General features: G+C 46.0%; 15 protein-coding genes and 1 pseudogene. 12 read left to right on the top strand and 4 right to left on the bottom strand.

Annotated features, from left to right (window positions below; genetic code table 11):
* Positions 1-76 precede the first annotated feature (76 nt).
* A complete protein-coding gene (locus PLE7327_RS06075) occupies positions 77-2128 on the bottom strand; it encodes an NAD(P)H-quinone oxidoreductase subunit 5 (RefSeq protein WP_015142981.1) in 2052 nt (683 codons plus the stop codon).
* A gap of 258 nt (positions 2129-2386) precedes the next feature.
* Here PLE7327_RS06075 and fni point away from each other — a divergent pair, with 258 nt between their 5' ends.
* From fni to PLE7327_RS06050, 5 genes are all read left to right on the top strand, one after another.
* Entirely contained in the window at positions 2387-3415 is a 1029-nt protein-coding gene (fni, locus tag PLE7327_RS06070) for a type 2 isopentenyl-diphosphate Delta-isomerase (protein WP_015142979.1), read from the top strand.
* A 42-nt stretch (positions 3416-3457) separates the two neighbouring features.
* The gene (gene sppA, locus PLE7327_RS06065; protein WP_015142978.1) at positions 3458-5263 is read left to right on the top strand and encodes a signal peptide peptidase SppA; all 1806 of its coding nucleotides are present in this window, start codon (positions 3458-3460) and stop codon (positions 5261-5263) included.
* Positions 5264-5382: 119 nt separating this feature from the next.
* Entirely contained in the window at positions 5383-6258 is an 876-nt protein-coding gene (locus PLE7327_RS06060) for an alpha/beta fold hydrolase (protein WP_015142977.1), read from the top strand.
* 54 nt (positions 6259-6312) lie between these two features.
* Positions 6313-6495, top strand: coding sequence for a hypothetical protein (locus PLE7327_RS06055; RefSeq protein WP_015142976.1), 183 nt, complete (start codon positions 6313-6315; stop codon positions 6493-6495).
* Between the two features lie 135 nt (positions 6496-6630).
* Entirely contained in the window at positions 6631-8034 is a 1404-nt protein-coding gene (locus tag PLE7327_RS06050) for a cytochrome P450 (protein ID WP_051036390.1), read from the top strand.
* A gap of 32 nt (positions 8035-8066) precedes the next feature.
* On the opposite strand, the gene PLE7327_RS06045 is transcribed toward PLE7327_RS06050, so the two are convergent.
* From PLE7327_RS06045 to PLE7327_RS06035, 3 genes are all read right to left on the bottom strand, one after another.
* Positions 8067-8396, bottom strand: coding sequence for a hypothetical protein (locus tag PLE7327_RS06045; RefSeq protein ID WP_015142974.1), 330 nt, complete (start codon positions 8394-8396; stop codon positions 8067-8069).
* Between the two features lie 307 nt (positions 8397-8703).
* On the bottom strand, positions 8704-9435 hold the full coding sequence (locus tag PLE7327_RS06040; protein ID WP_015142973.1) for a 1-acyl-sn-glycerol-3-phosphate acyltransferase: 732 nt from the start codon (positions 9433-9435) through the stop codon (positions 8704-8706).
* Positions 9436-9561: 126 nt separating this feature from the next.
* On the bottom strand, positions 9562-10566 hold the full coding sequence (locus PLE7327_RS06035) for a DMT family transporter (protein WP_015142972.1): 1005 nt from the start codon (positions 10564-10566) through the stop codon (positions 9562-9564).
* Between the two features lie 285 nt (positions 10567-10851).
* Here PLE7327_RS06035 and sppA (PLE7327_RS06030) point away from each other — a divergent pair, with 285 nt between their 5' ends.
* The 7 genes and pseudogenes from sppA (PLE7327_RS06030) to PLE7327_RS06005 all read left to right on the top strand — a co-directional run bounded on the left by sppA (PLE7327_RS06030) (position 10852) and on the right by PLE7327_RS06005 (position 15132).
* The gene (gene sppA / locus PLE7327_RS06030) at positions 10852-11673 is read left to right on the top strand and encodes a signal peptide peptidase SppA (RefSeq protein ID WP_015142971.1); all 822 of its coding nucleotides are present in this window, start codon (positions 10852-10854) and stop codon (positions 11671-11673) included.
* Positions 11674-11746: 73 nt separating this feature from the next.
* Positions 11747-12127 (top strand): annotated as a pseudogene (gene aroH / locus PLE7327_RS06025) (chorismate mutase); the annotation flags it as partial.
* A gap of 305 nt (positions 12128-12432) precedes the next feature.
* Positions 12433-12570: a 50S ribosomal protein L34 gene (rpmH, locus tag PLE7327_RS23165; protein ID WP_015142969.1), complete on the top strand. Its 138-nt coding sequence runs from the start codon at positions 12433-12435 to the stop codon at positions 12568-12570.
* A 12-nt stretch (positions 12571-12582) separates the two neighbouring features.
* Positions 12583-12972 (top strand): ribonuclease P protein component, encoded by a 390-nt coding sequence (gene rnpA / locus PLE7327_RS06020; RefSeq protein ID WP_015142968.1) that lies wholly within the window; start codon positions 12583-12585, stop codon positions 12970-12972.
* Positions 12944-13339: a PH domain-containing protein gene (locus tag PLE7327_RS06015; protein ID WP_015142967.1), complete on the top strand. Its 396-nt coding sequence runs from the start codon at positions 12944-12946 to the stop codon at positions 13337-13339. Before rnpA ends, PLE7327_RS06015 begins: the two co-directional genes overlap by 29 nt.
* Positions 13340-13463: 124 nt before the next feature.
* Positions 13464-14618 (top strand): membrane protein insertase YidC, encoded by a 1155-nt coding sequence (gene yidC, locus PLE7327_RS06010; RefSeq protein ID WP_015142966.1) that lies wholly within the window; start codon positions 13464-13466, stop codon positions 14616-14618.
* 22 nt (positions 14619-14640) lie between these two features.
* Positions 14641-15132 carry a R3H domain-containing nucleic acid-binding protein gene (locus PLE7327_RS06005; protein ID WP_015142965.1) on the top strand — a complete coding sequence of 164 codons (492 nt, stop codon included), beginning with the start codon at positions 14641-14643 and terminating at the stop codon, positions 15130-15132.
* Positions 15133-15192: the final 60 nt, after the last annotated feature.

Raw genomic sequence — 15192 nt, 5'->3', positions numbered from 1 at the left:
TGACAAAGGACAAAGGACAAAAAATAACGGGGGCATTTTGTCTTTGCCCCCGCAATTGCTAGCGTCGCTCACAACTTTAGACAACACTAAACAAAATGACAAAGCCCAAAACAGCTGCAAAAATGATTAGGGCATAGAATTGGGCGCGACCGTTTTCTAGGTATTTCAATCCTTCTCCACTGAGGATGGTAGCTAAACCCGTTAAGTTGACCGCACCGTCGATGACGCGGTAGTCCACTTCCATGATTTGTCGGGCAAGACGACGACATCCTTGCACGAAAACGCGATCGTAAATGTCATCGAAATACCACTTATTGAGAGAGAATTGATAGAGAGTGGGATATTTCTTAGCGATCGCGGCTGGATCGATTTTCTTCTGGAGATACATTAGCGAGGCGATAGTGACGCCAATTAGAGCGATCCCGACAGAACTGCCTGCCATAATATAGAATTCAGTCCAGTCGAAGTGAGTAACTTTTTCTAGTGCTTCGCCGGGGGCATGAATAAATTCCTCGAAAACATTATCCCAAGGTTTACCAACCAAGCCAACCAAAACGGATGGAACTGCTAGAAGCACCAGAGGCAGTGTCATCGTTATGGGAGACTCGTGGGGGGTTGTGCTATGACCGTGAGAATGAGATCCGCGAGCTTCGTGTTCCAATTCCTTGACATCCATCGCCCCAGGACCGAAAGCAGGGGTTGCCACGCCTGCGGCAGCTAAAAGTTTTTGCTTGATAGACGTATCGTTGCCACGAAATCCGCCTTCAAAGGTCATAAAGTACATGCGGAACATATAAAACGCCGTCAGCCCTGCCGTAAACCAGCCAATAAACCACAAAAACGGATTGGCGTTAAAGGCAAGTCCGAGGATTTCATCCTTCGACCAGAATCCAGCAAATGGCGGAATGCCGCAAATCGCCAGCGTTCCAATCAGAAAAGTAAGAGCTGTAATGGGCATATACTTGCGCAAGCCGCCCATCAGGCGCATATCTTGCGCCAAAACGGGATCGTGCCCGACAACTCCTTCCATTCCGTGAATAACAGAACCAGAACAGAGGAACAGCATCGCTTTGAAATAGGCGTGGGTCATCAGGTGAAATAAACCTGCCGTATAAGCCCCAAATCCCATTGCCATGACCATGTAACCCAACTGGGAAATGGTGGAATAAGCCAAGCCTTTTTTAATGTCATTCTGGGTAAGGGCGATGGTTGCTCCCAAGAAGGCAGTGAATGCCCCCGTCCAAGCAATGACGTTCATTGCGGCAGGAATCGGCTCAAACACCGGATACATGCGAGCGATCAAAAAGACCCCAGCAGCTACCATCGTAGCGGCATGGATGAGGGCAGAGATGGGCGTAGGACCTTCCATCGCGTCCGGCAGCCAGACGTGGAGAGGAAATTGAGCCGACTTAGCCACGGGTCCTAAAAAGACCAGTATGGCAAACAGAGCTGCTAAACCAGACCCTAACGCGCCAGAGGACACTAATCCTTCTAAGCGTTCTCCGATGACGCCAAAGTCAAAGCTGCTCGTTGCCCAGTACAAACCGAGGATTCCTAACAATAAGCCGAAGTCGCCAACGCGGTTGACGACAAAAGCTTTTTGAGCAGCATCGGCAGCTGATTGGCGATCGTACCAGAAACCGACCAGAAGGTAGGAACACATGCCAACCAGTTCCCAGAAGATGTAAATCTGTACTAGGTTGGGACTAATCACCAGCCCCAGCATCGAGGAGGCGAAAAGGCTCAAATAAGCATAGAAGCGTACATAACCCGGATCGTGAGCCATGTAACCATCGGTATAAACCATCACCAGAAAGGCAACCGTGGTCACGATGACTAGCATGAGGGAACTGAGATGGTCGATAACATATCCCATCGAGAGATGGAAGTTTCCTGCTGCTGCCCATTCAATAGAGCGGCTATAATCGGCGTGACCGTGAATTTGGCTCCACAGTAAGGCAAAGGATAGTACCATGCTCGCTCCGAGCAAGGAGACGACGAATACGGAATTAACTCGCCGGAGACGATTGGTAGCTTGATTTAGAGAGATTAGACCCGATCCGACCACCATCGCTCCTACTAAGGGGAGGAGGGGAATCAACCAGGCATATTGATAAAGCCATTCCATTATGTAATGCCTACTTTATGTCGCTTCACTATTTTGTTAATAACGCTAACAATTGTGACACATGAAATTCCTTAATGAAGGGTTTGTGCCTAGTATTAATTATTCCAATCAAGCCTGTCTTCTTACTGTGGGTCGAAACTCGTGTCATCGGATTCTTACCAAAGCGCGATCGCATTATCGTTGGCTTTAAAAAAACTTGGTTGCTGGTTCCCCATTCGCTGATAATTGATAACTGATCCCCGATAACCGATAACTGCTATGAGTAACACCCAGACGCGCAAAGCCGATCACTTGCGGATTTGTCTGGAAGAAGACGTTCAAGCTTGCCGGATTACCAATGGATTTGAACGCTATCGCTTTACCCACTGTTGTTTGCCAGAGTTAAATCTGAGCGAGATCGATATTACGACGACCTTTTTGGGCAAGTCGCTGGGCGCACCGCTGCTAATTTCGTCCATGACGGGAGGAACCGAGCAGGCAAAAACGATCAACTATCGACTTGCTCAAATCGCTCAGATTTATAAGTTGGCGATGGGAGTCGGTTCCCAGCGAATCGCCCTGGAAAAACCAGAAGTCGCCGATACCTTTGCCGTGCGATCGCTCGCTCCCGACATCCTTCTGTTTGCCAATCTCGGAGCCGTACAACTCAACTATACTTACGGTTTAGAGCAATGCTTGCAGGTGGTCGATTTTTTAGCGGCAGATGCCCTCATTTTGCATCTCAATCCCCTACAAGAGTGCATTCAATCTAAAGGAGATACGAATTTCAAAGGTATTCTTGACAAAATTAACACTTTATGCTCAAAAATATCAGTGCCCATAATTGCCAAAGAAGTTGGAAACGGGATCTCGGCGAAAATGGCGCAAAAGTTGATCGAGGCGGGCGTGAGCGCGATCGATGTCGCTGGGGCAGGCGGCACTTCTTGGGCGAAAGTGGAAAGCGAACGTGCCGAGAAGCCCCTACAGCGAGAATTGGGAAGAACCTTTGCCGATTGGGGCATTCCGACCGCAGAATGCATCGTCGATATCCGCCAGCATTACCCGACCATTCCCCTGATTGCCTCTGGGGGACTGCGTAACGGTCTGGAAGCAGCTAAAGCGATCGCGCTGGGGGCAGACATTGCAGGTTTAGCCCTACCCTTTTTGCAAGCAGCGTCTCAATCAATAGAGAGCCTTCACGAAACCGTGCAACTGCTGATGGCAGAGATAACCACTGTGCTATTCTGTACGGGCAATGCCAATCTGAGAGCGCTAAAACGAGCCAATGCCCTACAAAAGTTAGCATAAGAATAATCTTTCAGAATTCAACTGTCAGAATTCATAATTCAAATGGGTCAATTTCTCAAACAAATCTATGCTAGTCTAATCGGCAGTTTTGCCGGACTGATTCTTTTTTTTGTTCTTGGGACGAGCGGATTAGTTTTACTATTAATTGCAGCCGTCCTAACAGAGAGCGGACCGACGGTTAAAGATAAAACGGTTCTGGTTTTTGACCTATCAACCCAGATTAGCGATACTCAGCCTCCGTCTACCCTCTCTCAAGTTCTTTCAGAAGAACCAACGCCCACTGTAACGCTGCGCCAAGTCCTCGACGCGATCGACAAAGCAAGGAAAGATCGACGAATTGTGGCGATTTTCCTAGATGGGAGAAAGGCGGGCACCAGTAATGGCTATGCTACCCTCAAAGAAGTCCGCATGGCTTTGGAGCGTTTCCGCGCTGCCGGCAAAAAAATTATTGCTTACGACGTAGATGTCAGCGAGCAAGAGTATTATTTAACCTCAGTTGCCGATACCAGTATTCTCAATCCCATGGGAGCGATCGAAGTTAACGGATTGAATTCGCAACCGCTATTTTTAGCCGATGCCTTTAAAAAATATGGGATTGGCGTGCAGGTGGTTCGAGTCGGCAGTTACAAATCAGCCGTGGAACCCTACACTAGACCAAATCTCAGTCCAGAAAATCGACAACAAATCAAAGCTCTACTCGACGATCTTTGGGGGGACTTTCTCAATACTGTCGAGAAAAGTCGAAAAGTCCCCGCGCAAAAGTTACAGCAATTTGCCGACACGAAAGGGATTTTAGACCCAGAAGAGGCTCGCACGGCAGGACTGATCGATCGCGTTGCCTATTTCGATAACGTCCTAGAAGACCTCAAACAAATGACTGGCGAAGAGAAAGAAGAAGGGTTAAAAACCTTTCGTCAGATAGATTTGCCAGCTTATGCAGGCGCTAATGTCACAGAAGCCCAAAAGAAATCTTCTCGCAATAAAATTGCCGTTCTCTATGCAGAAGGAGCGATTGTTAGCGGTCAAGGAGCCATACAAGAAATTGGGGGCGATCGCTTTGCCAAAGAATTGCGCAAACTTAAACAAAACGAGGATGTCAAAGCTGTCGTCTTGCGAATCAATAGTCCGGGAGGCAGTGCTACCGCTTCCGAAATTATTCTACGCGAAGTTCAACTGCTGCGCGAGCAAAAACCCGTTATCGTTTCTATGGGAGATGTAGCGGCTTCTGGCGGCTACTGGATAGCTACTGGCGGCAATCGGATTTTTGCTGAAGGAAGCACGATTACGGGTTCTATTGGCGTTTTTGGTCTTTTGTTTAACTTGCAAGAAATTGCCAACAACAATGGCATTAGCTGGGATGTCGTCAAAACTGCCCGTCTAGCCGATCTAGGTACGGCAACTCGTCCAAAAACCAAAGAGGAGTTAGCCATTCTTCAGCGCTCTGTTAACCAAATCTATGAAATGTTTCTCGACAAAGTAGCCAAGTCTCGCAACATGCCCAAAGAGAGAGTCGCCCAAATTGCTCAGGGACGGGTTTGGTCGGGAGAAGATGCCAAAAAAATTGGTTTAGTAGACCAAATTGGCGGCATAGACGCAGCCATTCAAGAAGCTGCCAATCAAGCCAATCTCGGCGACGATTGGGAAGTAGAAGAATATCCAGCTAAGCGCAGTTTTGAAGCCGAATTGCTCGCAAGGCTATTGGGTACCGAGCAAACAAAAACCGCACTATCTCACGACCCACTAACGGTTGAATTTCTCAAGTTTAAAAAAGAGCTGACAACTCTCCAAACTCTTAACGATCCCCAAGGAATCTATTCTCGTCTTCCATTCAATTGGTCGATCGAATAAACATCTCTGTCTTCAGTGCGATCGCTCGTCGCATCATAACGATAACCTCTCCGAGCAGCGCGATCGCCGATGGTTTTGTCGAGAAAACGCTACTTGCTCGTAAGAGGAAAATTAGTTAAATGTCTGTAATACAAGGATTTTGGAAACACGGTTTTATTACTACGAATGGAATCAAACTCCATTACGTTACTCAGGGGGAAGGTCAATTAATGTTAATGTTGCATGGTTTCCCTGAATTTTGGTATTCCTGGCGGCATCAAATTCCCGAATTTGCCAAAAATTATCAAGTCGTTGCTCTCGATTTGAGAGGGTATAATGAGAGTGATAAACCCAAAGAAATAGAAGCTTATGCGACCACGGAATTGCTTAAAGATGTAGAAGGAGTAATTAAAGGATTGGGCTACGAAAATTGTATCTTAGTCGGACATGATTGGGGTGGATTAATTGCTTGGAAGTTTGCCCATGCTTATCCTCAAATGGTTGATAAATTAATCGTGCTGAATCTTCCCCATCCAGCAAAATTTAGTGATGGACTGCGCAAGCCTCAACAATTACTAAAAAGCTCGTATGTCTTTTTCTTTCAATTGCCTTGGTTGCCAGAGTTAGTCTTACAGGCGAATGATTATTCCCTCATTGGTTCTATTTTTAGAAATATGGCAGTTGATAAAAGTGCCTTTACTACAGCCGATCTAGAAGCTTATAAAGATGCTGCGGCTAAACGGGGTGCTTTAACAGCCATGTTAAATTATTATCGAAATTTTTTCCAAGAATTCTTGCAAAATCCCCAACAAGAACGGGGAACATTAAAAATTCCTACTTTAATAATTTGGGGAGAAAAAGATGCTGCTTTAGGAAAAGAATTAACCTATGGAACAGAAGGATTTGTAAGAAATTTAACGATTAAGTATATTCCTAATTGCAGTCATTGGGTACAACAAGAACAGCCTCAGTTAGTAAATCAATATATGCGAGAATTTTTAGAAAATTCTAGATAGTAAAGAGAGGTTTTTGTCAAGAAAATAAACCTTAAAAATTAGAAGAAAAGAGTTATGGGAAAACAATCTAAACTCAAAAAAATGAGAAAATCCGGACAAGAAGGGTCAATAGATCGGCCGCCAGAACCAGTCGATTGCGATCGCTTCGTTCAAGACATTGAAAAACAAGGCTATTCGATCGAGCGAATCCAACGCGCTCCCGAAGTGCCTACAAAACGAACAGAACCACAAGTTTAATCGACAAGCTGTTAGCGGCGATTGGCGATCCCATTTTGAATTTTAGCGCTGCTCGGATTGTATCTTCCCAAACGATTATAGAGTTGTCTGCAACCAAATCTCTGATTAGATTAGAAGAAGCATTGAGGAAAAACAATCGTGAGTAAACTGCCCGACGGACCTGAAAGTTTTGCTTGGTGGGAACTAATTAAATGGATTGCAGATCCGCTAGCTTATTTAGAAGCAGGAGCGAGACGCTACGGAGAAGTATTTAGCATAAAATTGAGAGGATTTGCTCCCTTCGTGATTATCAGCAATCCTCAAGGAATTCAGGAGATTTTAAGCGTCGATGCCAAACTATTCGATTCGGGAACTGCAAATGACATTGTACGACCCTTGGTAGGGGATAACTCTTTATTATTGCTCGACGGCGATCGCCACAAGCGTCAGCGCAAGTTATTAATGCCGCCTTTTCATGGAGAAAGATTGCAAGCTTACGGTCAAATCATCTGCGAGATTAGCGAAAAAATAGCCAGTCAATGGACGGAGGGAAATTCATTCATTGCTCGCTCGGCAATGCAAGATATTACCTTAGAGGTTATCTTGCAAGCCGTATTCGGTTTATGTGAAGGCGAGAGATACCAACGACTCAAGCCACTTTTAGCAGCTATGCTCGATCTAACGGGTTCTCCCCTGCGTTCGAGCATTTTATTTTTCAAATTCCTACAGCAAGATTGGGGCGCATGGAGTCCTTGGAGACGAATGAAGCGGCGCAAGCAGGAAATTTACGAGTTGCTGCAAGCGGAGATTGATGAAAGACGCGCTGACAGGGAAATTCCGGGTAATGACATTCTCAGTTTAATGCTGTTGGCTCGCGATGAGAATGGAGAGCCGATGAGCGATGAAGAATTAAAAGATGAAATGATGACGTTATTAGTAGCGGGACATGAAACGACTGCTACAGCGCTAGCGTGGGCGTTTTACTGGATTCATAAGTTGCCGGAGGTGCGCGAAAAACTCCTGCAAGAACTGGATAGTTTGGGAGAGAATCCAGATCCGATGGCAATTTATCAACTTCCCTATCTGACTGCTGTCTGCCAAGAAACGCTGCGAATTTATCCCATCGTCCCCATTGCTTTTTTCCGCCTGCCCAGAAAGCCAGTAGAGATTATGGGACGTTCCTTTGCCCCCGGAACGATGCTAGCATCGTGCATTTATCTCGTCCACCATCGAGAAGACCTTTATCCTCAATCGAAACAATTTAAACCAGAGCGATTTTTAGAACGGCAGTATTCTCCTTATGAATATCTTCCCTTTGGGGGCGGAAATCGACGCTGTTTGGGCTATGCTTTGGCACAGTTAGAGATGAAATTAGTATTGGCGACGATTTTGTCTCGCTATCAACTGACTTTGGCAGACAACAAACCCGTCAAGCCCCAGCGTCGCGGTTTAACCATTGCGCCCGATAGTGGGGTTCGGATGGTGCTGACAGGAAAACGCGATCGCGCTACGCGAGCTATCGAACCCAAACTAGTTAAGAAAGAGGCAGTGGCGCAATAATAAAGCTGTTTATAGACGCGATCGCGATACACCTAATTGTCAAAAATGCCAAGGGCTTGCAACTCTTGAATCTTACGCGGGCATTTCTGCGCCATATGAACTCCCAAGCGATCGCCAACTGCTTCTCCCAAGGCTTGATTACTTGCCTCATCTTCTACTTCTTCGAGCGTCACGCTGCCACTGTTAATCCATTTGTTAAATTCTTCTACAAATACCTCCTCGTAGTCTTGTGGAGAGGCACTTTCTAATTGACAGAAGCGTTCGGCTAAAACAGCAATTTCATCATCCGATGGAAATGCCTTAACGGGTAATGGCAGCACTCCTAACAACAGTGGCACTAGCCAGATTAGATGGCAACTCATGAAAAACCTCCTCCAATTTCAGAATCGTTTTGTTGCTAGAAACTAACTTAGATCTGGCACCATGTAGAAAAACCCGAAGGCAGCAACCTTCTTATCGAGAAGAACGAGTTCTACCTCGACAAACTAAGTTCGCTCCCCTTCAGTAGAAATCCACCAGCTAGCAGAGTTTTTCCGGAATCGTTAACTGATTAGGCTTCTTGCAAAAGTCATGATTTTATCTTAATCCTTTGCGCCTTTGCGTCTTGGCGTGAGATCGAAAAACATTTATGCCAGAAGTCTATTGTAGAAGGTTCTATAGACTATAGAATTATGCTGTCGCCATCGGTATTGCTTGACTCGTGCCTTCGTAGAGTTCTCTAAGTGCTGATTCTAGCGCGTTGGTTAGCGCTTGCGAGCTTTTCTTAATTGAAGCGCTGCTGTAATCGACAACATCGATGGGTTCGCCAATCGTAACGGCGACGTTGCTTCCCCAACTCGGATATGGCTGACTGTACTTAATAGCGATCGGTAAAATTTTAATCCCACTGCCCGGTTGAGCCAATTCTACTTCTAGGGCAATGCGAGCAACACCGCGTTTGATAGGATGAACCTTTTCCCCTCGATAAATTTTACCGCCAGGAGCGCCTTCTGGAAAAATTACCAGCATCTCACCCGCCCGCAGCAGCTCGACGCTATGATGCAAGCTGCTAATTCCTGGGCGTTTGGTATCGATGGGAAATCCTCCCAGTTGTCGAATAAACCAGCCTTGTACGGGTCTGTGATATTCATCAATCGTAACCATAAACCGCAAGTCGCGTCCGCTGGCCAGACGACCAATAGCATATGGAACAATAAGAGCATCCCAGCGAGAACGATGGGTTGGTGCGACTAGGACGGGACCTGTTTGAGGGACATTTTCTCGTCCTATAACTTCTATCCGTCCGAAAAATAGCGGCATGACAACATAGCACCCTAGCGGATACGCCAAGCGAATCAAGCAAGGGTTAATGCGAGAATTAATTTGCTCTGAAGGTTCCGGTGAAGAGACGAATTGTACCATTGGTGACTTGACTTGGGGTTCCTATCTCTACCTTAAGTTGTTGGGACAGAAATGGCATATTCCATAGGGACAGTTCTATGGGTGTCAACTCAATCTAAAAGAATGAATTTAAATTGCAAAACCGAGTTATCGGTATTCGGCTTTTTCGGAACTGAGAAAGGAGGGTATTAGTTTCCAGGAGCGCAATTGCCGAGCGATTTTCTCCCGCTGATTGATGAGATAAATGCTAATCAAGGTTAAACAAACACCAATCCATTGCAAGGGACTGAGAACTTCCGATAAAAAGAGGTTGCCAAAAGAGAGGGCAAAAACAGGAGTCAGAAAAGTAAGGGCACTGAGACTGGTGAGATTGCCTTTAGAGGCGAGGAAGAAAAAGATCCCGTAGGCGATCGCGCTGCCAAAGATCGTTGCATATCCTAATGCTAGCCAACCTTCTGGGTTAATCTGCGTCCACTGTTGCGATTCGTAAATTCCAGAGAGGAAAAATAACGGCAATCCTCCTAACACCATATGCCACCCCGTAGCCGTTACGGGATCGGCATGGCGACAGACGAAGCGAATGCTAACCGTTCCCACTGCCATTGACAGCGAAGCTAGCAGCATCAACCACTCGCCGCTATCAAAGAGATTTTGCCAGCTAAAAGACAAGAAAAAAGATTGAACTGGCAATCCATGCAAAAACCACTCGTCGGGCAACCCAATTAAGCTAATGCCTGCAATGCCGATGACTAATCCAAGCCAACCCCACAAGCCGATGACTTCTCCAAACAACCAACTCGACATCAGCGCCACGGCTAGGGGTTGAGAATCGATAATCGTCGAACCCAAACCAGCCCCCGTTCTCACCAACCCCTCGGCAAGAAAGCCTTGAAACATGGCTCCGTCGAGCAAAGCGAACAAACCGATCCACAGCCAAGCTTTCCAGCCTTTGGGTTGCGGTCGTCCCAAAATGGCTGCCACGGCTAGGACGAGCAATCCTGCTGGCAGCAAGCGCACGCCAGCTAAGAATAGCGGCGTCGTATTAGCGAGGGTACCTTTCATCGCTACCATCGCAGTTCCCCAGAGAAAGAAAGGAGAAATTAATAGGATTGGCGATTCGATTAAGTTGGGTTTTGAGAGCTTTCGGTTCATTAGTCTCAGTTGGATGAGGTTAGCGATCGAACAACAAATAATTTTTAATTTTATTTAATCGATCTTAACTAATTGTATATTTTTGTTAATCATAACTCGCTCAAACTTCGATCTGTGTACGATGGGCGATCGCAATCTGCCACACAAAACCGAACAGATTAGAGTATATATAGGCACAAGCTTAAGTTTGGTCTTTCTTTTGAACGATCTCAACCTTCTGTCCGAAATAATTCGGGCGGCTGCGTTGAGCTAGCTCAAACTCACAACATAGTTTCTGAATAACGCATGATCTGGCCCTTTAAACCAAAAACGACAAAGAAAATTGCACGGATAGAAATTACAGGAGTAATCGCGGGAGATACCCGTAAACGAGTTCTCAAAGCCTTAGAAACCGTTAAAGAAAAGAAATTTCCCGCCCTGCTGTTGCGGATTGATTCGCCTGGCGGTACGGTAGGCGATTCCCAGGAAATTTATGAAGCTCTCAAGCGTCTGCGAGAGAAAGTCAAAATCGTTGCTAGCTTCGGCAATATTTCTGCCTCTGGCGGCGTTTACATAGGCATGGGAGCCGAACACATTATGGCAAACCCCGGCACGATTACGGGCAGCATTGGCGTGATTCTGCGTGGCAATAACCTAGAACGTTTGCTCGATAAAGTCGGCGTTTCCTTTAAAGTCATTAAATCCGGTCCCTACAAAGACATTCTGGCTTTCGATCGCCAATTAACTGCCGAGGAGCAAAACATCCTTCAGGAAATGATCGACACCAGTTATCAACAATTTGTAACAACAGTCGCCGAGGCTCGCAAATTAGCAGTAGAAACGGTGAAAAACTTTGCTGACGGTCGCATTTTTACGGGTCAGCAGGCAGTAGAATTGGGAGTTGTCGATCGCTTGGGAACGGAAGAAGATGCTCGCCGCTGGGCAGCCGAATTAGCCGGACTCGATCCTGAAAAAACCGAGTATCAAACCATTGAAGAACCCAAACCCCTACTCAATCGGATTTTAGGAGGCAGAAATCAATCTAAAACTGCGATAGGCGCGGCGATAGATTGGCTAGAATTTGAACTGGCAACTAGCGGTCAGCCATTGTGGTTATATAGACCGTAATGAGTGAAAAAATTAGATTTTGGAGATCTTTTAAGATTTCAACTCTAAAAACAATTGTCGGAGGAACATGACAGTGGAGTGGAAAGTGCGAGCGATTCGGGGAGCGACGACAGCTTCAGAAAATACGGTAGAAGCAATTAGAGAAGTTGTCACGGAACTGCTTGACGAAATCGAAACGCACAACCAACTCGATCCAGAAGATATCATCAGCGTCATTTTTACCGCAACGCCGGACTTAGATGCGATTTTCCCAGCTGCGATCGCAAGAGAACGCCCTCGCTGGGAAAATGTTCCTCTACTAGACGTACAGCAAATGTCCGTCAAAGGCAGTATCGAACGTTGCATTCGGGTTTTAATTCAAGTCAATACCTTCAAACGCCAAGTCGAGATTCATCATTCCTATCTACGCGGTGCCAAAAATCTCAGACGCGATTGGAGTTTAGCCCAACTCAGCACGCCCGCTTCAACTTCTTTTCCCTTTTCTTTCCCATCGCCAATAGAGCTGTTGCATAAGTTTCTGACTTTCTGGCAGTCGGGGACAACAGGAAAATCGCTCGACAAGATTGATGCCTGAAGGAACGGAAAGTTAATCGAATTTATCGCTATTATTCAGGGTTGCTTATCAGTGAGTGACTGGTAACCGATCGCTAGCTTCTGAATTTATATCTTTTTAATTCTCTTCAAATTAATGTTATAATCAGAGGCTGGTTTTTTCAGGATAAAATCCCGATCGAATCGCATTAAGGAGGAAATAATTACGTGACTCGGCGAACGCTAGAAGGTACCAATCGCAAACAAAAGAGAACTTCAGGCTTCCGCGCTCGGATGAAGACCAAAAATGGTCGTAAAGTTCTCCAAGCCCGACGTAGAAAAGGAAGGCATCAGCTAACAGTTTAAGCGGCTGTTATTGTGGGATTGCCTAAAGCTCATCGGCTCAAGCACTGGAAAGACTTTCAGAAAATTTATCAGCAGGGGACTCGCTACAGTAGTCCTCACTTAAGTCTATTGGCGTTGTCGGAAACCAAACCAGACAATTCACTTCGAGCAGCGGCAACTCGCATTGGCATTTCTGTTAGCCAAAAAGTCAGCAAAAAAGCTGTTATTCGCAATCGCATCAAGCGGCAAATCCAGGCAGCGCTTATAGAGTTACTTCCCGACCTTTCACCGGGATGGAAGGTAGTTGTCGCCGTGCGTCCCAAGGCATTGGAGTGCAAATATGAACATTTTTTGCGAGAATTGAAACAGTTGTTAGTTGAAGCCGATATTATCAATGGGCATAAGAGAGAATACGTTTTATGAAGGCGGTCCTCATATTGGCGATTTAATTGTCAATATCTTGCTGGGCTTTACAGTAATTTGTTTGCCGCTAACCATAGGAGCGATCGTTCGGTCGATTTGGTTGCGCTATAGGATTACCGATCGCCGCATCTCGGTGACCGGGGGATGGATGGGACGCGATCGCACCGATATCATCTATTCAGAAATCGTTAAAATCGTTAAAGTGCCCCGCGGAATTGGATTGTGGGGCGATATCGTCGTGACGCTAAAAGATAAAAGCCGCCTAGAGCTGCGATCGCTGCCACGATTTCGAGAAATCTACGACTACATAGCCCAAAAAACTGCTGCTAAAACGGGTCGCTCCGTAGAAGCGATTACCAGTTCGTAGATTGTAGATTAAAGATAACAAGAGACGATGGGATAAGGAGACAATAAACAATTTTTCCATCTCCTATCTCAATCCCTAACAGAATTACAGAGGAAACGTTACAAAAAGGCTTAAATTTAGAAGAATGGATTTTGGTGTCGGATTTATTTCCACAAATATCATGCTGCCAATCCTGGACTTTTTCTACGGGATTGTCCCCAGCTATGGTTTTGCGATTATTGCGCTTACATTAGTCATTCGCCTTGGACTCTATCCTCTCAGTGCGGGGCAGATTCGCAACATGAGAAAAATGCGCATCACCCAGCCCCTGATGAAAGAGCGGCAAGAACAAATCCAGAAACGCTATAAAGACGATCCGGCAAAACAGCAAGAGGAAATGGGAAAACTCATGCAGGAGTTTGGCAATCCCCTAGCCGGATGCTTGCCCCTGCTGTTGCAGATGCCGATTCTTTTCGCGCTATTTGCTACTTTACGGGGATCGCCGTTTGCCGATATTAACTATACCGTTGACGTTCAAATCTTGCCTAGAGAGCAAATTGCGCAAATTCAGCCCCAAACTTTTGCCACCAAACCCCAAAATATCTATGTCAGCGATGGCGTACACTACCCGATCGCTGCCTTGCTACCTGGTGGCAATAAATTAGCCGTCGGCGACAAGACAAAAGTTGAGTTTCAAACGATTGAAGGGAAATCCTTAGAGCAGTTAGCAGCAGATTACCCAGAAAGCCAAATTCAACCTAAATGGCAAGTCATCAAAGGCTCCGAACGACTCAAAATCAATGAAGACGGAACAATCGAAGCGCTAGCCCCTGGAGAGGCAACCATTCAGGGAACGATTCCGGGAATTGCTGCCAATACCGGATTTCTCTTTATTGAAAAGCTGGGGCGCGTGGGCGTAACGTCAGAGGATGGCAGCATTAACTGGGATATCTTGGGCATGATAATCTTTTTTGGGTTGAGTATCTATATCAACCAAGAACTGTCCGGTTCTTCCCAAGGCGGCGGTGGAGCTAATGCTCAGCAACAGCAAACCGTTAACAAGATTACGCCAGTTATTTTCAGTGCTATGTTCCTCTTCTTCCCCCTTCCGGCAGGAGTGTTGATGTACATCGTAGTGGCTAACCTCTTCCAGACCCTGCAAACGGTAATATTAATGCGAGAACCCTTGCCGGAAAATCTCCAAAAACTGGTAGAACAGCAAGAAAAAGCCCAAAAAGGACGAGAAGAACTGCCCTTTGAAAAGCGTTCTAAGAAGAAGGAGAAAGAAAAAACGTCATAAGAATGAGGGGACGATCGCAGTAATGATGGAGGAAACAATCCAGCGAGGTCAGCAGTGGTTAGAAAACCTATTGCGGCTAATGGGATTTCCTACCCAGGTGAAAATTGGGCAAGGAGAACTTTATGGGGCAGATGCAAATGCCTGCTGGCTCATTATTGATGAAACCAATTTAACGCCAGAACAGATAAAAATTCTGCTCGGTCAAAAAGGAGAAGGGATTGATGCGATTCAATACCTTGCCAATACTATACTGAATCTGGGGTTAGCACCAGAAGACCAACGGGCGTTTACAGTAGAACTCGTTGGCTACCGGATCAAGCGTCAAGAGGAACTTCTGACTCTTGCTAAGGAAGTTGCCCAAAAAGTGCGCCAGACCGGACAAGAAGTAGAAATGAAATCCCTTTCCTCAGCCGAACGCCGCCAGATTCACACTTTTCTCAAAGATGCCGAAGATTTAGAAACCGAAAGTCGAGGTCAAGAACCCGATCGGCGATTAGTCGTTCGGCTACGTTGATTGAAAAAATAACCAGGTAAACTTAAACTTAAAACCCGCTTAGGCGGGTTTTTTGGCTTC

It is taken from the genome of Pleurocapsa sp. PCC 7327 (assembly GCF_000317025.1).
In the GTDB taxonomy this organism is placed as follows: Bacteria; Cyanobacteriota; Cyanobacteriia; order Cyanobacteriales; family Microcystaceae; genus Hydrococcus.
Note: the sequence above shows the minus strand (reverse complement) of the source record. Positions and strands in the feature narration are given on the sequence as shown.